The sequence below is a fragment of the Phreatobacter aquaticus genome (genome assembly GCF_005160265.1).
GTDB lineage: Bacteria > Pseudomonadota > Alphaproteobacteria > Rhizobiales > Phreatobacteraceae > Phreatobacter > Phreatobacter aquaticus.
The window spans coordinates 4201810-4221182 of record NZ_CP039865.1; the positions used below are offsets into that span (position 1 = coordinate 4201810).

The 19373-nt window shown below is 64.9% G+C and carries 18 protein-coding genes; 11 read left to right on the plus strand and 7 right to left on the minus strand.

Going from position 1 to position 19373, the window contains the following annotated elements; genetic code table 11:
* Nucleotides 1-49: 49 nt before the first annotated feature.
* The 10 genes from phnF to E8L99_RS19990 all read left to right on the plus strand — a co-directional run bounded on the left by phnF (nt 50) and on the right by E8L99_RS19990 (nt 9758).
* Nucleotides 50-766, plus strand: coding sequence for a phosphonate metabolism transcriptional regulator PhnF (phnF, locus tag E8L99_RS19945; protein WP_137101192.1), 717 nt, complete (start codon nt 50-52; stop codon nt 764-766).
* A gap of 110 nt (nt 767-876) precedes the next feature.
* Nucleotides 877-2064, plus strand: a complete 1188-nt coding sequence (locus E8L99_RS19950; RefSeq protein ID WP_137101193.1) for an ABC transporter ATP-binding protein — start codon at nt 877-879, stop codon at nt 2062-2064.
* Nucleotides 2057-2992, plus strand: coding sequence for a carbohydrate ABC transporter permease (locus tag E8L99_RS19955; protein WP_137101194.1), 936 nt, complete (start codon nt 2057-2059; stop codon nt 2990-2992). The genes E8L99_RS19950 and E8L99_RS19955 overlap by 8 nt, the downstream gene beginning before the upstream one ends.
* Nucleotides 2993-3000: 8 nt before the next feature.
* The gene (locus tag E8L99_RS19960; protein ID WP_137101195.1) at nt 3001-3846 is read left to right on the plus strand and encodes a carbohydrate ABC transporter permease; all 846 of its coding nucleotides are present in this window, start codon (nt 3001-3003) and stop codon (nt 3844-3846) included.
* Between the two features lie 23 nt (nt 3847-3869).
* Nucleotides 3870-4733 (plus strand): PhnD/SsuA/transferrin family substrate-binding protein, encoded by an 864-nt coding sequence (locus E8L99_RS19965; protein ID WP_137101196.1) that lies wholly within the window; start codon nt 3870-3872, stop codon nt 4731-4733.
* Nucleotides 4734-4738: 5 nt separating this feature from the next.
* Nucleotides 4739-5563: a phosphonate ABC transporter, permease protein PhnE gene (phnE, locus tag E8L99_RS19970; protein WP_215907024.1), complete on the plus strand. Its 825-nt coding sequence runs from the start codon at nt 4739-4741 to the stop codon at nt 5561-5563.
* Nucleotides 5563-6366, plus strand: a complete 804-nt coding sequence (gene phnC, locus E8L99_RS19975) for a phosphonate ABC transporter ATP-binding protein (protein ID WP_137101197.1) — start codon at nt 5563-5565, stop codon at nt 6364-6366. Before phnE ends, phnC begins: the two co-directional genes overlap by 1 nt.
* Nucleotides 6367-6393: 27 nt before the next feature.
* Nucleotides 6394-7677 carry an ABC transporter substrate-binding protein gene (locus tag E8L99_RS19980; RefSeq protein WP_168201748.1) on the plus strand — a complete coding sequence of 428 codons (1284 nt, stop codon included), beginning with the start codon at nt 6394-6396 and terminating at the stop codon, nt 7675-7677.
* A gap of 83 nt (nt 7678-7760) precedes the next feature.
* Complete coding sequence (locus E8L99_RS19985; RefSeq protein ID WP_137101199.1) at nt 7761-8630, plus strand: metallophosphoesterase family protein; 870 nt, start codon at nt 7761-7763, stop codon at nt 8628-8630.
* A 261-nt stretch (nt 8631-8891) separates the two neighbouring features.
* Nucleotides 8892-9758 carry a GNAT family N-acetyltransferase gene (locus tag E8L99_RS19990; RefSeq protein ID WP_137101200.1) on the plus strand — a complete coding sequence of 289 codons (867 nt, stop codon included), beginning with the start codon at nt 8892-8894 and terminating at the stop codon, nt 9756-9758.
* A gap of 17 nt (nt 9759-9775) precedes the next feature.
* On the opposite strand, the gene E8L99_RS19995 is transcribed toward E8L99_RS19990, so the two are convergent.
* Nucleotides 9776-11095, minus strand: a complete 1320-nt coding sequence (locus tag E8L99_RS19995) for an NAD(P)/FAD-dependent oxidoreductase (RefSeq protein ID WP_137101201.1) — start codon at nt 11093-11095, stop codon at nt 9776-9778.
* 215 nt (nt 11096-11310) lie between these two features.
* Here E8L99_RS19995 and E8L99_RS20000 point away from each other — a divergent pair, with 215 nt between their 5' ends.
* A complete protein-coding gene (locus E8L99_RS20000) occupies nt 11311-11787 on the plus strand; it encodes an Lrp/AsnC family transcriptional regulator (protein WP_137101202.1) in 477 nt (158 codons plus the stop codon).
* Between the two features lie 12 nt (nt 11788-11799).
* On the opposite strand, the gene E8L99_RS20005 is transcribed toward E8L99_RS20000, so the two are convergent.
* From E8L99_RS20005 to E8L99_RS20030, 6 genes are all read right to left on the minus strand, one after another.
* Nucleotides 11800-13458 (minus strand): ABC transporter ATP-binding protein, encoded by a 1659-nt coding sequence (locus E8L99_RS20005; protein WP_137101203.1) that lies wholly within the window; start codon nt 13456-13458, stop codon nt 11800-11802.
* Nucleotides 13458-14300: an ABC transporter permease gene (locus E8L99_RS20010; protein ID WP_137102213.1), complete on the minus strand. Its 843-nt coding sequence runs from the start codon at nt 14298-14300 to the stop codon at nt 13458-13460. Before E8L99_RS20010 ends, E8L99_RS20005 begins: the two co-directional genes overlap by 1 nt.
* Nucleotides 14300-15253: an ABC transporter permease gene (locus E8L99_RS20015; RefSeq protein ID WP_137101204.1), complete on the minus strand. Its 954-nt coding sequence runs from the start codon at nt 15251-15253 to the stop codon at nt 14300-14302. Before E8L99_RS20015 ends, E8L99_RS20010 begins: the two co-directional genes overlap by 1 nt.
* 60 nt (nt 15254-15313) lie before the next feature.
* Nucleotides 15314-16927, minus strand: coding sequence for an ABC transporter substrate-binding protein (locus E8L99_RS20020; protein ID WP_137101205.1), 1614 nt, complete (start codon nt 16925-16927; stop codon nt 15314-15316).
* A 72-nt stretch (nt 16928-16999) separates the two neighbouring features.
* Nucleotides 17000-17716 (minus strand): HAD-IA family hydrolase, encoded by a 717-nt coding sequence (locus E8L99_RS20025; RefSeq protein WP_137101206.1) that lies wholly within the window; start codon nt 17714-17716, stop codon nt 17000-17002.
* Between the two features lie 265 nt (nt 17717-17981).
* Nucleotides 17982-19358: an aspartate aminotransferase family protein gene (locus E8L99_RS20030; RefSeq protein WP_137101207.1), complete on the minus strand. Its 1377-nt coding sequence runs from the start codon at nt 19356-19358 to the stop codon at nt 17982-17984.
* Between the last annotated feature and the right edge of the window lie 15 nt (nt 19359-19373).

Here is a 19373-nt window from a genome sequence, read left to right on the forward strand (position 1 = left end):
CAAGGTTTCACTTGCCTGTCATCAAGAGCGACCCAACAGTGCGTGTACGATGGCCAAGAACCGTTTTCCCGTCTGGCGGCTGATTCAGAGCGAACTGGAGGCCGAGATTCGTTCTGGCCTGATCGGTCCTGGCGACCAATTGCCGTCCGAGAACGAACTCGCCGAGCGATTTGGCGTCAATCGCCATACCGTCCGCACCGCCCTCGCCAATCTCGCCATGCTCGGACTGGTTCGAGCACGGCGCGGGCGCGGCGTCTTTGTCGAGGATCGCCCGCCGGAGTACCGGATCACCCGAGACTCCAAGTGGAGCGAAATCGAGCGCCAGATGAACACCGGGCCATCGGGCCAGCTGCTCGGCTCGAGCGAAAGGCTGGCCACCTCGGCAATTGCCGGCCTGCTGGCTGTTCCGGTGGCAACTCCCATTGTGATGGTCGAAACATTGCGGGGCGCCAGCCCCTCTCTGCTGATCTACAGCTACCATGTCTTCGAGCGGGACAGGTTCGTCGGCATCGATGCTGCGGTCTCGCGCACAGGCAGCTTTACCGATGCCTTGGCTGAATTCGGGGTCGAGGCATTCTTTCGAGCCTCGACCTGGATCGACTGCCGGATGCCCCGACCGCGCGAAGCTGAAGCCCTATCGATACCGCTCGATGCTCCCGTCCTGGTGATGATGTATGTCGACAGCGACACCGCTGGCCGGCCCTTGCTCTATGGCAATGCGGTGATCCCCAGCGGAAGCCTCGTGGTGCGCATCGATACCCTGTAGCCGAAGCGGCTGAGGCCGGCCGCAGCCCTTTCGATCGTCACATGCCCGTTAACTTGTCGAGTTAAATGCGACAAGTGAAGCCGCAATGGCGGTACAGACGGGCAGGATCCATGGCCGGCATCTCTTTGCGAGACATCCGCAAGACCTTCCGGGACACGCCCGTTCTCCACGGAGTGTCGCTCGACATTGCCGATGGCGAGTTCCTGACGCTGGTTGGCCCATCGGGCTGCGGAAAGACAACTCTGCTGCGGATCATCGCCGGCCTGGAGACCCAGGACGCGGGTGACGTGTTCATCGGACAGACCATGGTCGACGACCTGCCGCCCAAGGCGCGCGATGTCGCCATGGTGTTCCAGTCCTACGCGCTCTATCCCTACATGACCGTTGCCCAGAATATCGGCCTGCCGCTGGAAATGCGGCGCCTCTCGATGCTGCAGCGCCTGCCTGGCGTTGGAAGACTTGTTCCCGGCACGCGCACAGCCCGCGCTGCCATCGACACCGACGTCAAGGTCGTGGCCGAGGGGCTCGGCATCGGTCATCTCCTCGCCCGCCGGCCAGCCCAACTCTCCGGCGGCCAGCGCCAGCGCGTGGCGCTCGCCCGCGCCATGGTCCGACGGCCCAAGGCCTTCCTCATGGACGAGCCCTTGTCGAACCTCGACGCCAAAATGCGCGTGCAGGCGCGCACCGAGATCTCCGAGCTTCACCGCAGCCTTGGCTCCACCTTCGTCTATGTCACCCATGACCAGGCCGAGGCGATGACCATGTCGGACCGCGTGGCGGTCATGATGGGGGGCCATCTGCTGCAGATCGCGCCGCCCCAGGTCATCTACGACGATCCCCAGGACCTCGCGGTCGCAACATTCATTGGCACGCCCGAGATCAACACGCTGCCGGGTCGCGTCGGCAATGATGGTCGCGTCGAGGTGGCCGGCCAGTCGTCGCCGATCCAGGTTGCCGCTGCGCCGGGCACCGAGGTGACAGTCGCGATCCGCCCCGAGGCGCTGATGCTTGCGACGCCTGCCAGCGCCAGCGAAATCGCCATCGGAGGCACCATTCGCCATGTCGAGATGCTGGGAGCAGAGACACTCCTCCACGTCATAGCGGGATCGGTGACCAAGCCGCTCGTGGCACGGGTCGAGCCGTCCGTCGGTGCGCGTCTGAAGATGGGCGGGCCCATCACGCTGGTGGCGCAGGCAGACCGCCTCCTGGTCTTCGGCAAGGACGGCAAGCGCATTGCGCAACGCTCCCCATCGGCCATCACCCAGCGCCCCGTGCGCGGTGAGGCGGTCCATGTCTGACCTCGCGCTCTCCAGCCCCTTAACCCTGCCGATCACCCGCAAGGCGCGCGCCGGCGAGGTCGCCGAGCAACTCGCCGCCTGGGTGCTGGCCGGCCCCGCTTTCGCGCTGATCTGGATCATGCTGCTCGGGCCGACGGTCGCCGTGTTCCTGTTGTCCTTCACCGACTGGACCTTCGGCATGCCGGAGATCGGCTGGGCCGGTCTCGACAATTACCGAGAGATGATCGGCGACGAGGTGTTCTGGAAGACGCTGCGCAACACCCTGACCTATGTGGCCTTCGTCGTCCCGCTGTCGGTCTTTCTGGGCCTTGCAGCAGCCATCCTGATCGAAGCGGGTGAGGGCCTGCGCGGGTTCTACCGCGCGGCGTTCTTCCTTCCGGTTGTCTCGACACTGCTGGCCATGGCGCTCGTCTTCCAGTTCGCTTTCCACCCGACGGTCGGCGCCATCAACCAGACGCTATCCCTGTTCGGCATCCCGACCACCGACTGGCTGAAAAATCCCGACACCGCGCTGTTTGCCCTCGGCGTCATCGGCATCTGGCAAGCCATCGGCCTGTCGATGGTGCTTTTCATCGCCGGACTGAAGGCGATCCCGAAGGATCTCTACGAGGCCGCCGCAGTGGATGGTGCCGATGGTGCCTTCGAGCGCTTCCGGCGGGTGACCTGGCCGATGCTCGGGCCAGCCATGCTGTTTGTCGTCACGATCACGGCCATCCGCGCTTTTCAGGTCTTCGATACGGTTCAGGTGCTGACGGATGGCGGTCCGAACAAGGCCACCAATGTCCTCCTGTTCCAGATGTATCAGGAAGGCTTCTCGTTCCTGCGCTCCGCCTATGCTGCGGCCCTGACTGTCGTCTTCCTCGGCTTTGTCCTGCTGGTCACCGTCATCCAGGTGCGGCTGCAGGACAAGAACACCCATTACGGTTGAGGCAGGCCATGCGCACCCGCTCCATCGCCTCAACCGGCCTCGGCTTCCAGCTGTTTCGCCATGCCATGCTCGGTCTTGGTGCGGTCCTGATGCTGGCACCCTTCGTGATCATGGTGTCGGTGAGCCTGAAGCCGTCAGGGGAGATCTTCTCGCCTGAATTCACATTGCTGCCGAAACAATGGCACGCCTGGCAGAACTATTCCGACGCCTTCACCAAGCAGCCGCTGGCTCGCTACATCCTCAACGGCTTCATCGTCACCGGCGCCATCTTCCTCTGCCAGTTGCTGACCGCCCTGCCCTGCGCCTATGCGCTGGCCAAGCTACGCTGGCGCGGTCGTGAGACCATGTTCCTGCTGGTCCTGCTCGGCCTGCTGATCCCGCCGCAGGTGACGGCCATCCCGCTCTACATCCTGCTGTGGCAGGTCGGGCTCCTCGACACCTATGCGGCGATCATCCTGCCCTCGACCATCTCGGTCTTCGGCATCTTCCTGATGCGGCAATTCTTCCTGACGGTGCCGGACGACCTTGTCAACGCCGCCCGCCTCGATGGCCTTGGCGAATTCGCCATCGTCTGGCGCATCATGATGCCAACCGCGATGCCGGCCGTGATCGCGTTCGGCGTGCTCTCCCTGGTGTGGAACTGGAACGAGTTCTTCTGGCCGCTCATCGTCGTCCAGTCCGAACACCTCGCCACACCGCCTCTAGGTGTCGTCTATTTCGCCAATGCCGAGGCCGGCACCAATTACGGCCCGCTCATGGCGGCAGCGACCGCCATCACCGCTCCCCTCGTCATCGCCTTCCTCGCTGCCCAGCGCTGGTTCATCGACGGCGTCACCATGACGGCCGTCAAGTGATCACGTCCCAACGGAGACCGACTATGACCCGTATCGACCGCCGCATCCTTCTCGCCGCTGCCGGCACCGCCCTCTGCGCGCCGGCTCTCGCCCAGACCCGCCCGACGCTGAAGATCGGCCTCGGCCCCCAGCAGCCGACGCAGGCCGACACGCGCCGCGTCTGGGAGCCGGTCTACAAGGCCGTTGCCGACAAGGTCGGTGCCAATCTCGAACTGCAGGTGGCGAATGACTGGGCCGGCATCGCCACGGCGCTGGCCAACGAGCAGATCGACGTCGCCCAGATGGGCCCCTGGGGCTACATTCTCGCCAAGGTGCGGGGCGAGGCCCGCATCATCAACACGATGCTGGTCAATGGCATCCCGACCTACAAGGCCATCATTGTCGCCCGCCCGGGCCTGACGGTTGCCAACTTCCCCGAGGATGCGCGCGGCAAGTCGATGCAGATGCTCGATGTCGGCTCGACCTCGGGCTGGCTGGTGCCGACCCATTTCCTGCGGTCCAAGGGCCTCGAGCCGAAGACCTATTTCGGTCGCTATGCCGAAGGCGCCTCTGCCGCCGCCGCGCAGATGGCGACGATCAACGGTCAGGTCGACCTGGCGACCGGTTGGGACACCCACCGCAACACGATGATCCGCAACGGCACGATCCAGCCGACGTCGAACACGGTCGTGTGGGAATCCGACCCGCTGCCGAACGAATGCGTGGTGGTCTCCAAGAGCTTCTCCCAGGACCGTGCCGCAGCCCTTGGCGCAGCCCTTGCCGGCCTGTCGGACGACGAGAAGAAGCTGCTTCCCTGGCCCTATACCGGTTTCGTTCCGGCCACCCACCAGCCCTATGAGGGCCTTGAGAAGATGGGCCGCGACCTCGGCGCCATCCGTACGTCCTGAGCCGCATGGACACGGCCGCTCCCATCCGACGCGCCGACGGGTCCTATCAGGAACCGCGGCTCAGTCCCCTGGCACCCGCGTTCCTGACGCGGGTGGCGGTGGCGGCGGCCGTGCTTGCCTTCATCGTCCTCTCGGTGCGAGTTGCCGAGGTCGATCCGGCCAAACTTGTCGCCGGCTTGCCGAGGCTCTGGGCCTGGGCGTCCACCGCCTGGCCCCCCTATACCGGCGACTTCGACGCCTTCCTGTATCGGGCGTTGGAGACGATCTCGATTGCAACGGTCGGAACCACGGCGGCGACCCTGCTGGCCTTTCCGCTCTCCATCTTCATTGCCCGCAACGTCACGCCGTCGCCGCTCCTGTCGATCCCGGTGCGCGCTGTCGTCAACGCGTTCCGCGGCATCGACACCGTGGTGTTCGCGATCCTTTTCGTTGCGGCGGTTGGTCTTGGCCCATTCGCCGGTGTGCTCGGCATGATTGTCCACTCGCTCGGCGTGATCGCCAAGCTGAATGCCGAAGCCATCGAAACGATCCCTCCGGCGCCGCTTGAAGCGGCGGCCCTGTCGGGTGCCAACCGCACCAAGATCGTGACCTACGCGATGCTGCCGTCGGTTCTGCCAAGCCTGGCGTCAGTCTCCCTCTATGTCTGGGAGGCCAATGTCCGCACCTCGACAATCCTCGGCATCGTCGGCGCCGGCGGCATCGGCATTGAGATCAAGGCGGCCATCGACCTGCTCGATTTCCAGAAGCTGCTGACCCTGTCGGTCATCGTGCTCGTCATGGTCACCGCCATCGACCAGTTCTCGGCCTGGTTGCGCCGGAGGCTGGTCTGATGACCGATGTGCTGTCCCTTCACGGCGTGACGAAGCGATACGGCGCAACAGCCGCGCTCGCCGATGTGTCCTTTGCCCTGAAGCCGGGCGAGGTCGTTGCCCTGGTCGGGCCGTCCGGCGCGGGCAAGTCGACGGTGTTCCGCTGCGTGACGCGGCTTGTCGCGCCCGACGCCGGAACCGTATCGGTTCTGGGCCAAGATCTCGCGAGCCTCAGCGGGGGTGAACTGCGCCGCGCCCGCCGCGATGTCGGCCTGATCTTCCAGCAGTTCAACCTGATCAACCGCATGTCGGCGCTCGACAATGTCCTCGCCGGCCGGATGGGACATGTCGCCACCTGGCGGGTCGTCGCCCGCCAGTTTCCGAGAGACGATCGACAGCTGGCCCTGGCCTGTCTCGACCGGGTCGGCCTGCTCGACAAGGCTTACCAGCGCTCGGATTCGCTCTCCGGAGGCCAGCAGCAGCGCGTCGCGATCGCGCGCGTTCTCGCCCAACGATCGCGGATCCTGCTCGCTGACGAGCCTGTCTCCAGCCTCGACCCCCAATCGGCCGACAATGTCCTGACCGTCCTACGCCAGGTGGCGCAGGAGAGCGGCATTGCCGTGCTCTGTGCGCTCCACCAGGTCGATCTCGCCCGCCGCTTTGCCGATCGCGTCATCGCCCTGAAGGCGGGCCGCATCGTGCTCGACGGCCCCGCCAGCGCGTTCAACGCCGCCGCCTTCACCGACATCTACGGGACAGCCGAGCAATCGGCGGGACCCGTGCCCTCGACCTGCGACGCAGTCCCCCGCATCGCAGCCGCCTGACGCATGCCTCTGAACCCTGGAGCGACCATGACCACGACCCGCCGGACATTCCTTGCCAGCGCCGCCGCTACGGTGGCCATTCCCGCCTATCTGCGCGCCCAAGGCGCGACAGTCGAGCTGAACGTGCAATATTCGATCCCGGTCCTCTTCAAGGACCTGATGGAGAAGCTGGCCGCCGATTTCCAGAAGGCCAATCCGACAATCGCGATCAAGCTTCGCGCCCCGGAAGTGGGCTATGAGGAAATCCTCCAGCGCAACCTGCGCGACGTCGTCACCAACTCGCTGCCGGATGTCGCCTTCCACGGCCTCAACCGCCAGCGCACCCTCGACGAGCGCCGGATCCCCGTCGACCTCAAGCCCTTCATGGATGCCGATCCGGAAACCGCCTCGCTCGGCTTCTCGCCGTCGCTTCTGTCGCTCGGCCAGACCGGCACCAAGCAGACCGGCATCGGCTTCGCGATGTCCACCCCGATCATGTACTACAATGCCGACCTCCTGAAGGCCGCAGGCGGCGATCCCGACAAGCTGCCGACCACGTGGGACGAGGTGATCCGTCTCGCCGCCGCCATTTCCGCCCCGGCGCAGAACCGCACCGGCCTGTTCTACGACTGGACCATCACCGGCAACTGGGCCTGGCAGGCCCTCGTGATGTCGCATGGTGGCACCATGCTGAACGCCGACGAGACCCGCGTCGCCTTCGCCGACGAGCCCGGTCAGAAAGCCATGCGCGTGCTGCGCAAGATGGTCGACGACGGCAAGATGCCGGATATCCGGCCCGATACCGCCTTCCAGGACTTCTTCTCGGGCCGCCTCGGCATGTCCATGCAGTCGACAGCCCAGCTTGGCCGCTACAACCGCGAAATCGGCGGACGCTTCAAGCTCGTCTGCGGACGTTTCCCATTGTCGGCGGCCAATCCGCGCCTGCCGGCCGGCGGCAATGTCGCCATGATGTTCGCCAAGGACCGCGTCAAGCAGGAAGCGGCCTGGAAGTTCATCAAATATGCGACCGGCCCGATCGGTGCGACCGCCATGGTCAATGCCACCGGCTACATGCCCGGCACGACCATTCCGGCGGCCCGCGAAGAGCTGCTCGGCAAGTTCTACCGCGACAACCCCAACCACATGGTCGCCATCCGCCAGCAGGACGTGATCAACGGCTGGTACGCATTCCCCGGCCAGAATGCGCTGCGCATCACCGACGTGATCAACGATCACCTCCAGTCGGTGGTGAACAAGTCCAAGCCGGCCGATGAGGCGCTGACGGCCATGGCGGCGGCCGTCCAGCCGTTGCTGCCGCGCCGCGCCAGCTAAGGCCTCCCCAAACCCCACTGGCCCGCCCCGTCATCCGACGGGGCGGGTTTCGCACCTGCCATCAACGCCACGAGTTTGCCCCGATGTCCCGCTCTGCCCGGATCTGCCTTGTCACCGATATCCATCACGGCAAGCCGTCGTTCTCGAAAGCTGGACCGGCCGCTCTCGGCCTGATGGAGGAGTTTCGCCGCTTCGTCGACGACACCAGACCCGACCTGGTTCTTGATCTCGGCGACCGCATTTCCGACGAAGCCCGCGATGCTGACCTCGTGCTGGAGCGCGAAGTGGCCGAGGCTTTTGCGCCCATCGCCATTCCCCGCTTTCACCTCGACGGCAATCACGACCGTGATCATCTCGATGTCGCCGACAATGATGCGATCCTCGGGCGAAGCGCTGGGCACGAGATTGTCGATGTGGGCGACTGGCGTCTCGTTATCTGGCGCGCCGACGCCAAGTTGCACCGCCCTTCGGGTTTCTCGCTCCAGGAGGCCGATCTCGCCTGGCTCGCTGCAACGATCGCCGCAGCAGACCGGCCGCTCGCCATTGTCAGCCATGTACCGGTTTCCGGCCATTCGCAGACCGGCAACCACTGGTTCGAGAACAATGCCCGGTTTTCCACCTACCCGACGGCCGATCGCGTTCGTGCCGTCTTGCGCAAGGCGAAGGTTCCGGTGCTGTGGATCTCGGGTCACGTCCACTGGAACACGCTGACAATGGTCGACGGGATCGCCAATATCACGCTCCAGTCTCTCACCGAGACCTTCACCACGGCGGGGGAGCCGGCCGGCGCCTTCGCGCTGCTCGAGCTTTCGGACGAGGTGCTCTGGCGCGTCCATGGGCGCGATGCTTTCACCTGGGGCACCCGCGCCGAGACGCTGGCCAGGCGCTGGCTGGCGCCGCTGCCCGATTTCCGCGAGCTCTCCGGGAGCAAACTGCATCAGGCCGCGGAATAATCGCGAGGACTGTCAGACAAACCAGGACCGTTCGACCGGGCTGGCCGCTCCCGCGGCCGCCACACCGCTTGTCCTTCCCGATCTCACGCCGAACTCGCGCCCTGCCCCGCTGCCGGCATCACAATGGTCCCTGACCGTGCCGGCAGGGATGCAACATGCGCCGCAGACGGTGGATTCTGCCGAGGCAATACGATACTCCCGCCGAATCTGCGTTGCCCGCCTTGCTAGCGTCGGGCTCCCGACATGCGAGAAGACAGGATCGTGGAAGCCAGTCCGATCAAGCAGCTGGACAGCTATCGGCTCGAGGTCAAGCCCATGACCGAGGCCGATATCCCGAAACTCCACGAACTGACGATCTCGGTCGGCTGGCCGCACCGGCCTGAGGATTGGGCGCTTGCCATCGACCTCGGTCGCGGCATCTTCGCCGCCGACGAGATCGGCCGTGTCGTCGGCTCCGCCATGTGGTTCAGGGCCGAGCCCAACCTCGCGGTCATCGGCATGATGATCATCACGCCGCGGCTGCAGGAGCATGGCGCAGGCCGCTGGATGATGGACCATCTTGTCGCCGATATCGGCCAGCGCGACATGGTGCTCAATTCCACCAAGGCGGCTTTCCGGCTCTATCGCGCTGTCGGCTTCCAGCCGGGCCTGACCGTCTGGCAGCATCAGGGCATCGTCGTGGATAGCCCCGTCGTGCCGCCCGGCGCGCGCACCATGCGCCCCGGCGACGAGGCCGCCATCCGCAGTCTCGACATCGCGGCCTTTTCCGCCGAGCGGAGGGCGCTGTTCGACCGCCTCATGACGATGTCGGAGGGGACCGTGATCGAACGGAACGGCGAGATCACAGGCTATGGGCTGTGTCGCCGGTTCGGTCGGGGTCATGTCATCGGCCCGGTGGTGGCCTCAAGCCAGGACGATGCGGTCGCCCTCATCGCGCCCCATGTCGCCGCCCACGCCGGAACCTTCGTGCGCCTGGATACCCGCGAAACAGAAGGTCCGCTGCGCGACTATCTGGTGGCATCTGGCATCGGCTATTTCGACACCGTCACGTCGATGTGGAAGGGCAACGAGCGCATCCGCTCTGGCCCCGCTCACACCTTCGCGCTGGCGAGCCATTCCTTCGGCTGAGGCGCGACAAGCTCCGATCAGAAATCCGAGACCCGGCCCCATGCCGACCGGTCGAGGCGCTGCGGCCTGTAGGGGGACGGATCGACAATCGGCGGAGCGCCCGTGACGATATCGGCGATCAGATGCCCCGCCCCCGGCCCGATGCCGAAGCCATGGCCACTGAACCCGGCAGCCAGAATGAAGCCGGGGATGTTGGTCTCGCCGATGGCCGGCACGCCGTCGGGCGTGGAATCGATATAGCCCGCCCATTGCGCCGTCACGGGGACCTGAGCCAGCGACGGCAGTAGCCGGCGGGCGCGGGCCAGCGTCTCCGCAACCATCTTGGAATCGGGCTTGGGATCGAGAATGCGCATGCCCTCCATGGGCGTCGGTTGATCAAGCGACCAGCGCGCGAGTGCCTCATGGCCGGACCGCCAACCTTCCAGGCCGCCCGGTGCCAGCACGCGGAAGCGTTTGGCGAACATGGGCAGGAAATAGCGAGCGAAGCGGAGCTGCTGGGGGGTCGGATCGACGCGCGCATTGCCCGAGACCGCCAGCGTGTAGCCACCGTCCCCGCGCCGGGTGACGGAGACATTGGCGGTATGCAGGGCGTCGGGCCCCTCGCCGCCCGGAGCGACCGCCAGGATCGACGACCGGACGGAGGCCTGCGGAAAGCGGATGCCGAGTTGATGACAGAACGAGGAGGCCCAGGCCCCGCCAGCCAGGACCACTATCGACGTCTTGATCGTACCGGCTTCGGTGACCACACCAGCGACACGCCCGCCCGCAAGCTCCAGTCCGCGCGCCGCACAAAATTGGTGAACCGTGCCGCCGAACTTGGCGATGCCGCGCGCAATGATCGGGGCAGCCCGTTCGGGGTCGGCGATGCCGTCCGTCGGCGAGAAGACCCCGCCCTTCCACGGCTTGCCCGTCGCCCGACCCCGATCCGCCGCTTCCGCAGCCGAGAGCATGTGGGTCGTGACGCCCTGCGTGGCGGCGAAATCGCGCCAGCGTGCCCAGCCGGCAATCTCGGCCTCATCGTTCGAGAGATAGAGAAGCCCGGTCCGCCGGAAGCCCGCATCCTCGCCGATCTCACCAGCAAGGGAATCCCAGAGCGCCAGGCTCCGCGTTGCCATCGGCAATTCGCGTGCATCCCGGTTCTGCTGCCGGCACCAGCCCCAATTGCGGCTCGATTGCTCGGCTCCGATGCGGCCCTTCTCGACAAGGGTGACCGACAGGCCGCGGCGGGCCAGATAATAGGCCGTCGAAACGCCGACAATGCCGCCGCCAATCACCACCGCATCGGCAGTAGCCGGCACGTCACGGGCGGTTTCGATCTGCATCAAGGGCGCTGGCATCCGGAGGCCTTTCCAATCCGCCCACAATAGCGGAGCACCGGCAAGGATTGTGCCGGTACCGGCACCCAGACGGTATTTCCTGCTGTCGTCGCTGTCGGTTTCAGAGGCTTATACCAGCGGCCTTTTCCGCCGCTCCGGCGGTCAGATGCGACAGTCTCGTTGAGCTTTGCAGCACTATGTGCCTATCGTGACACGGTTCGCGAGGGGCGCCGTCCGTGAAGCTCGACCGTATCGATATCCGTATCCTGCATGAACTGCAAAAGAACGGCCGCATCACCAATGTCGAGCTGGCCGAACTCGTGCATCTGTCGCCCAGCCCCTGCCTGATGCGCGTCAAGAAGCTGCAGAAGGCCGGCTATATCACTGGGTATTCGGCGCAGATCGACATGGCCAAGCTCGGTCAGACGCTGACCGTGTTCACCGAGGTCACACTCAAGAACCACCAGCAAGCCGACTTTGCCCGCTTCCTGAAGGCCGTCGAGAAGATCGACGAGATCGTTGAATGCCACCTCATTTCGGGTGGCTACGACTATCTTCTCAAATTCATCACCCGCGGCATCTCGGACTACCAGACGATCATGGAACGGCTGACCGATGGCGAGGCCGGTATCGACAAATATTTCAGCTTCGTCGTGATCAAATCGCCCTTCATCAAGGCGCATCTGCCGTTGAAGAGCATGTTCCCGCTCTGAACTCGCCCCGCCTTATCGTCCAAGAAGCGCGCGGCTCAGTTCCGGATCCGAGGTCACCCCGTCCAGCCAGCCAGTATCGAGCTTGGGCACCGAGGCGAAGAGAAGCTTGGAATAGGGCTTTGTCGCACCGTGAGGCAGCTTGTCGGCGGGCAAGGTCTCGACCACTTCGCCATTCTGCATGACCATCACATCGTCGCAGATCGCCTGGACGGTGGAGAGGTCGTGACTGATGAACACATAGGAGAGGCCAAGCTCCCGCTGCAATTCCTTGAGAAGCTCGATGACGGCAGCCGCGACCACCGTGTCGAGCGCCGACGTGACCTCATCGCAGAGTACGATCTCCGGATCGGCGGCAAGCGCTCGGGCAAGGTTGACCCGCTGCTTCTGGCCACCTGACAATTCGCCCGGCAGGCGAAACCGCATGGCGGCCGGCAACCGGACCATGTCCATGATGGCAATGACCCGCGCCTCGAGAGCGGCCCCCTTCATGCCGTTGTAGAAGGTGAGAGGCCGCCCGATGATGTCGCCAACCGGACGGGCCGGATTGAGGGCCGTATCGGCCAGCTGAAAGACGATCTGCATGCGCCGCAACTCGTCCTTGCTGCGCTCGTGCAAGGCATTGGGCAAGGGCTTGCCGTCCAGCCGCATGTGGCCGGACACAGGCGGCAGGAGACCTGCCATGGCGCGCGCGAGCGTCGACTTGCCGGAACCGGATTCGCCGATCACCCCGAGGTTGCGGCCCTTGTGCAGGATGCAGCTGACATGCTTCAGCGCGACTTTCCATGGCAGGCCATCCGGCCCGACCGGGCCATAGCCAGCGACCACATCGACGACCTCGAGCACGGGCCTTGGTCCAGCCTCGATGGTATGGCTCGCCGCAAACGGCACCGGCTGGAACGCGGCGAGCAACTCCTGCGTATAGGGATGCGTGCCGCGATGGATGATGGCCTCGGTCTCGCCCGTCTCCTGGATCTCGCCGCCCTTCAGCACGACGATCCGGTCGGCGATCTGCGCCACGACGGCAAGATCATGGGAGACATAGACCCCCGTCATGCCGCGCTCCTTCATGACCGACTTGAAGGCCCGCAGCACCTCGATCTGCGTCGTCACGTCCAGAGCCGTCGTCGGCTCGTCGAAGATCATCAGCTTGGGGTCGCCGATCAGCGCCATGGCGGCGGCGAGCCGCTGGAGCTGGCCGCCCGAGACCTGGTGCGGATAGCGCTCCCCGATCGTCTCGGGGTTCGGCAGGGCGAGCGCGCGAAACAGGTCAATGGCCTTGGCGCGCGCGGCCTCCGGCGGCATGAGGTCGTGGATGGCGGCAACCTCTATCACCTGCTCGATCAGACGGCGGGCGGGATTGAAGGCGGCGGCGGCACTCTGCGGGACATAGGCGACATCGGTCCCGCGAATGTGCGCGCGCTCGCGCTCGCTCGCCTTGGCGAGATCGAAGCCCGCCAGCCGCACCGAACCCGAGGTGATGCTGCAGCCGGGCCGCGCATATCCCATCAGCGTCAGCGCAATGGTGGTCTTGCCCGAACCGCTCTCACCGATCAGCGCCACGATCTCGCCCTCGGCGATATCGAGGTTCACCCCCTTGATGATCTCTATTCTGCGCCCGGAATCGGTGACAGCGCCAACCCGGAGATCCCTGACTTCCACCAGGTTCGCCATCACGCGCTCCTGTCCCGGATGCGAACCGGCAGATTGTCGATCAGGAGATTGACGCTGATGGTCAGGCTGGCGATCGCCAGCGATGGCATGAGCACAGCCGGCGCCGCGAACGGCAGACCGCCGATATTCTCGCGCACCAGGCTGCCCCAATCGGCATCGGGCGGCTGAACGCCGAGCCCCAGGAACGACAATCCGGACAGCAGCAGGACGACGAAGACAAACCGCAGCCCAAGATCGGCCAGCACTGGACCGAGGATATTCGGCAGGATTTCCCGGGTGATGAGATAGGCGGTGCCCTCGCCGCGCGCACGGGCGACCGTCACGTAATCCATCGTGTTGATGTTGACGGCGAGCGCCCGGGCGAACCGATAGGCGCCTGGCGTGTAGATTACCCCGAGGAGGGCGATCAGGACCGGAATCGACGAGCCAAGTCCGGCCACAACCACCAGGCCGAACAGTTTGGAAGGAATGGAGTTCAGTGCATCGAGGACGCGGCTGAGAACGGAATCGAACCAGCCGCCCATCACAGCGGCGGTCATGCCGAGCACGACCCCCGAAATGCAGGCGGCACACACCGACACGAACGATATCCCCACGGTGTAGCGCGTCCCGACGAGAATGCGGGAGAAGATGTCCCGTCCCAGATAATCTGTGCCGAACCAGAAACTGGTGCTCATCGGCCCGAAATAGTCGAGATCGACGATCTCACCGGATGGATAGGGCGTCAGGAAGCCGCCGAACACGGCCACGAGCGCCCAGAACAGGATCACAATGAACGCCGCGATCCCGACCGCATTGATGCGGTAACCCGATGTCGGCAACGTCTCGACGCCAGGGGCCATCATTTGCGCAGCCTCGGATTGGAGACGATGGCCACGATGTCGGCGATCGTAATCAAGGTGAGGTAACCCAGGCAGAAGATCATCGCGCAGCTCTGGATCAGCGGCAGGTCGCGGGTCGACACCGCATCGACCATCAGCTTCGCGATGCCCGGATAGTTGAACACCGTCTCGACGATGATCACGCCCCCGAGAAGGTAGGACAGTGACAGGGCTACCGCATTGATGATCGGCCCGACCGCATTCGGCAGAGCGTGGTGCAGCACAATGTGGTTCCAGGACGCCCCCTTGAGCAGCGCCATCTCCACATAGGGTGTCTTCAGCGTGTCGATGACGGCGGCGCGCGTCATCCGGATCATCTGCGCCGAGATCACGCAGCTCTGTGTGATCACAGGCATGGCGAAGGCGCGGACAATGCCCCACAGGCTCGACAGGTCGGTGGCGAAGGACACGGCCGGAAGCCAGCGCAGCCACACCGCGAACACCAGCACCGCGAGGGTCGCGATCATGAACTCCGGCACCGAGATAACGCCAACCACGAGCATGTTGACCGTCCGGTCATAGGCGCTGCCGCGATACATGGCGGTGGTGATGCCCAGCAGCAGCGCAATCGGAACCGCGACAACGGTGGTGACCAGAGCCAGCTTCAGCGTGTTGAGCAATCGGCCGCCGACGAGGTCGGCCACCGCGATATTGTTGGCATAGGAACGGCCGAGATCGCCGCTGAGCAGACCGAGCATCCAGCGCAGGAATCGGACAAAGGCCGGATCATCGAGCTTCATCGACTGGCGCAGGCCCGCGACCGCCTCGGGCGTTGCCGCCTGCCCCAGCAGAATCTGCGCGACATCGCCCGGCAGCATCTCTGTTGCCGCGAAGACGACGAAGCTCACGACGATCAGGGTGACGATGGCCACGCCGATCCGGCTGAGCACAAGATAGGCCACCTGCTGGTCCATGCCGCGCTCCCTGCCCTTGGCGGGGCCGGGCGTTGCCGCCCGACCCGGTTTGTTTGCCGGTCAGCGCTGCAGCCAGACGTACTCGGCGAAGGCATAGCCCATCTGGCCGCCGAGCGGATTGGCCCGAAGCCCCTTCACCTTGTCGGATATGGCATCGACATTGGAGATGAACACCGGGATCGCAGTGCCGGCCTCATTGGCCACCATCACCTGCATCTCGTTGTAGATCGCCTTGCGCTTCGCAAAGTCGAGCTGACCGCGTGCCTCGAGCAGCATCCGGTCGAACTTGGCCGACTTGAACTGGCTTTCGTTCCACGGCGCGTCCGACGCATAGAGCAGCGAGAACAGGATGTCAGGGGTCGGGCGCGGATTGATATTGCCGAAATGGACCGGCGCCTTGAGCCAGTATTTCGACCAATAGCCGTCGGACGGCACGCGCTGGATGTCGAATTTCATGCCGATGCCGGCGCCGGCCTGCTGAACGATCATGGCCATGTCGATTGAGGAGGAGGCAGCCTCGGAGGCGACAATCGGAATGGTCTGATTCAGCACGCCAGCCTTCTGGAACAGGGCCTTGGCCTTGTCGGGATCGAAAGCGCGCGGCTTCAGATCGGCGTTGAAATAGGGGTTGGTCGGCGGGATCGGCTGGTCGTTGGCGATCTCGGCGAGGCCGCGCAGCGCCGAACGCTGGATCGCCTGCCGGTTGAGCAGGAACTTCAGGCCTTCGACAAAATCGCTCTTGTCGCCAGGCGTCATGTCGAGACGCGCGTTGAGATTGGTGTAATTGCCAGAGGTCGTCTTGGACAGCACGATGCCCGGGCGGCTCTCGGCCAGGCGGATCGATTGCGGCTTGATTGACGAGGCGATCTGGATATCGCCGGAGAGCAGCGCATTGACCCGCGCCGAGTCGTCGGGAATGGCAAAATACTCGAACGAGTCGAGATTGGCCTTCTGCGGCTTGAAATAGTTCTCGTTGCGCTCGCCGATCGAGCGGACGCCCGGCTCGAACACCTTGGAGCGGAAGGCGCCGGTGCCATTGGCATTGGAGAAGTCCGTCGTCCCCTCGGCAATGATCATGAAGTGATGCATGGCGAGGATGGTCGGCAGGTCGGCATTGGCGGCCGCAAGCCTGATCTCCGCGGTCAGCGCATCCACGGCCTTCACGCCGACGATCTGCTTGGCAATCGAGTTCACCTTCGAGCCGACCGCCGGATCGAGATGGCGCATCAGCGAGAAGACGACGTCGGCCGAGGTGAACGTCTTGCCATTGTGGAACGTCACGCCACTCTTCAGCTTGACGGTCCAGACGGTGGCATCGCGGCTCTCGATGCTCTCGGCCAGCTCCATCTTGATGGAACCGTCCTCCTCCATGAAGGTCAGGCGGTTGTAGTAGGCGCAGCAGCGCACATAGTCGGTCGACAGCGAGGCCTTGGCCGGATCCAGCGTGTCGGCGGTCGACGACGACCAGCCTGCAGCCTTCATGTGGCCGCCCTTGGTCGGGGTCTGGGCGAGCGCCTCGCCCGCCCCACCGAGAAGGATATTTCCGGCTGCCAGGCTGACGCCACCGGCGACCAGCATCCGCATGAGGTCACGGCGGCTGGCGCCACGGCGCAGCGCGTCTTCAAGGGCAGTCTGGTCTGTCCATGTCCAATTGGTCACGTCGCGATTGCTCATCTGGATTCCCCTCTGTTGCCGTTTTCGGCGATTGTGGAATGCAAGTCGGTCGTCGCGTCCGAGACCGGTCTTTCAGCTGCGGGCAGTCGTCACGGCAGCGGCGAGACCCGCCATGGACGTGAAGTGGTAGTCAGGCACGGTGAAAGAGGCAGGCTCGATGGTTCCGCCATAGCCTGTCTGGCCGTGGCGCCGCTCGATCCAGCAATTGGTCATGCCGAGACGGCGCGACACGCCAATGTCGTGGTACTGGCTCTGCGCTGTGTGCAGGATATCGTCCTTGGTCGCCCCCTCGCCCTCGACGAAAGCGAAGACCTGCTCGAAGAAGGCCGGATCGGGCTTCTCGGTGCCGGTATCGTCGACCGTGAAGGAGGCGTGAAACGGCTGGCCCAGTGCCGCGTTGAAATGGTCGAAGGCCCAGCGCTGGGCATTCGTCATGGCGATCAGGCGGTAAGTCTGCTTGAGCGAGGCCAAGGCCTCGGCCGCATCGGGAAAAGCCTTCCATGCCGGCACCGCATCCCGGAACCGGGCGGCATTGGCGGCATCGGCCGGGAGCCCAAGCTTCGGAGCGATCACGCCATAGACGCGCACGAGATCGTCCGGGAACAGCTGGACATCCGGCATGTAGCGGGCTGCACGGTAATGGCCGAGTGCCTCCTCGCCGTCGAGCGCGACGCCGTTCTCCTGCGCGATGGCGTGGAGCGCATCGGTCAGGCCAGCTTCGAAGTCGATCAGCGTGCCGACGACGTCGAAGGAGATATAGCGAAACGCGGACAGCGGCTTCTTCGACATCGAGATGGCTTTCCTGCGGCCTTCACAGCCATGCGCGGCGAACGGGGTGTCCTTGAACCTGGCGCTTGCCGGGCTGGGAAACGGAACGGCGTCCCGGCAAGGCTGTCACTCTCATTGAAGTCCAGTGTCCCGCGTGCTCGCGTGCCAGAAACGCCAAAAACGGCCGCTGCACAGCAGATTGTGCTGTATTGCGCCTCCCCCACGACATTCCGTCATACAGGCGGTCACCGCGCCCGTCTTCGGAGCCGCAACGGCCACGCCCTGCTCAGCGGAGAGCATGGCGCACATCCGGGTCCTCAAGGGTCTGGTCGAGCGTCTTGCGCGTACGCTCGATAATCGCGTCGATATCATCGGCCGTGCAGCAAAGCGGCGGCGCATAGCCGAGCACGCCGGTGGGGAACGCACGGATGACCAGGCCGTTGTCCCAGGCGCGCTCGAAAATGCGCTGGGCCGGCGCGGCAGCGGCCGGCAGCGGAGTCCTGGCGATTTTGTCTGTGACAAGCTCGATCGCCGCCAGCATGCCACGGCCACGCACATCGCCGACGAGTGGATGATCGGCGAGCCCCCGAAGCCCAGTCAGCAGCCGTTCGCCCATCAACCGGCCATTGTCGAGAAGGCCGCCCTCATAGAGATCCAGCACGGCCATGGCGACGGCCGCGCTCACCGGATGGGCCGAATAGGTATAGCCATGCCCTACCGCCGCGCGGCCGGCACCATCGGCAATCACCTGGTAGACCCTGTCCGACATCAGGACCGCGCCCATCGGCACATAGCCGGAGGTCAGCCCCTTCGCGACGGTCATCAGATCGGGAACGATGCCCTCGTCGGCGCAGGCGAACATCGGCCCCGTCCGCCCGAACCCGGTGATCACCTCGTCGGCGACGAACAGGATGTCGAGATCGGCGCAAAGCTGCCGCATCGACGCCATCCAGCCGGCCGGCGGAACCAGCACGCCGCCGGATCCCTGGATGGGCTCGACATAGAACGCGGCGACCCGATCAGCGCCGCCGACTTCGCCGATCTTGGCCAGGAACTGGTCCCGGGATGCTGCGATGATCGCGCTCGCATCCTGACCCACGGGGTTGCGATAGACGTCATGAGACGGAATTTTATGCTGCCAATCGAGCGGCACGCCGAACCCGGCATGGAAAGCCGGCAATGCGGTCAGTCCGGCACCCACCGTCGAGGACCCATGATAGCCCTGCGCGACCGAGATGAACTGATCCTTCTCCGGCTTGCCCCGTGCCTGCTGGTAAAAGCGGACGAAGCGCACAGTGCTGTCGACGGCGTCCGAACCGCCCAGCGTGAAATAGACGTGGTCGAGATCGCCCGGGGCAAGCTCGGCGAGGCGCGCCGCCAGCCGGATTGCAGGCTCCGAGCCGAGGCTGAAATAGCCGGTGGCATAGGGAAGCTGGCGCATCTGGCGCGCTGCCGCCTCGACGATCGTTTCCTGACCATAGCCGGCATTGACACACCAGAGGCCGGCAAAGCCATCGACGAGCGTGCGGCCCGTCGCATCCGTCACTGTCGCGCCCTTGCCCGAGGCAAGGACACGGACACCCGCCGCCTCGTGGCCCCGCCAGCTCGCCACAGGGTGGATGAGGTGCGCCCGATCGAGCTCGACCAGTGAATTCGCCAGCATGGAATGACTCCTGAT

Bases quoted from the DNA above. Each gene is read 5' to 3' on its own strand.
- E8L99_RS19980 (WP_168201748.1), top strand. From the start codon at position 6,394: ATGACCACGACCCGCCGGACATTCCTTGCCAGCGCCGCCGCTACGGTG.
- phnE (WP_215907024.1), top strand. From the start codon at position 4,739: ATGGACACGGCCGCTCCCATCCGACGCGCCGACGGGTCCTATCAGGAA.
- E8L99_RS20005 (WP_137101203.1), bottom strand. From the start codon at position 13,458: ATGGCGAACCTGGTGGAAGTCAGGGATCTCCGGGTTGGCGCTGTCACC.
- phnC (WP_137101197.1), top strand. From the start codon at position 5,563: ATGACCGATGTGCTGTCCCTTCACGGCGTGACGAAGCGATACGGCGCA.
- E8L99_RS19985 (WP_137101199.1), top strand. From the start codon at position 7,761: ATGTCCCGCTCTGCCCGGATCTGCCTTGTCACCGATATCCATCACGGC.
- E8L99_RS20020 (WP_137101205.1), bottom strand. From the start codon at position 16,927: ATGAGCAATCGCGACGTGACCAATTGGACATGGACAGACCAGACTGCC.
- E8L99_RS20025 (WP_137101206.1), bottom strand. From the start codon at position 17,716: ATGTCGAAGAAGCCGCTGTCCGCGTTTCGCTATATCTCCTTCGACGTC.
- E8L99_RS20015 (WP_137101204.1), bottom strand. From the start codon at position 15,253: ATGGACCAGCAGGTGGCCTATCTTGTGCTCAGCCGGATCGGCGTGGCC.
- E8L99_RS20010 (WP_137102213.1), bottom strand. From the start codon at position 14,300: ATGGCCCCTGGCGTCGAGACGTTGCCGACATCGGGTTACCGCATCAAT.
- E8L99_RS19960 (WP_137101195.1), top strand. From the start codon at position 3,001: ATGCGCACCCGCTCCATCGCCTCAACCGGCCTCGGCTTCCAGCTGTTT.
- E8L99_RS19995 (WP_137101201.1), bottom strand. From the start codon at position 11,095: ATGCCAGCGCCCTTGATGCAGATCGAAACCGCCCGTGACGTGCCGGCT.
- phnF (WP_137101192.1), top strand. From the start codon at position 50: ATGGCCAAGAACCGTTTTCCCGTCTGGCGGCTGATTCAGAGCGAACTG.
- E8L99_RS20030 (WP_137101207.1), bottom strand. From the start codon at position 19,358: ATGCTGGCGAATTCACTGGTCGAGCTCGATCGGGCGCACCTCATCCAC.
- E8L99_RS19950 (WP_137101193.1), top strand. From the start codon at position 877: ATGGCCGGCATCTCTTTGCGAGACATCCGCAAGACCTTCCGGGACACG.
- E8L99_RS19955 (WP_137101194.1), top strand. From the start codon at position 2,057: ATGTCTGACCTCGCGCTCTCCAGCCCCTTAACCCTGCCGATCACCCGC.
- E8L99_RS19965 (WP_137101196.1), top strand. From the start codon at position 3,870: ATGACCCGTATCGACCGCCGCATCCTTCTCGCCGCTGCCGGCACCGCC.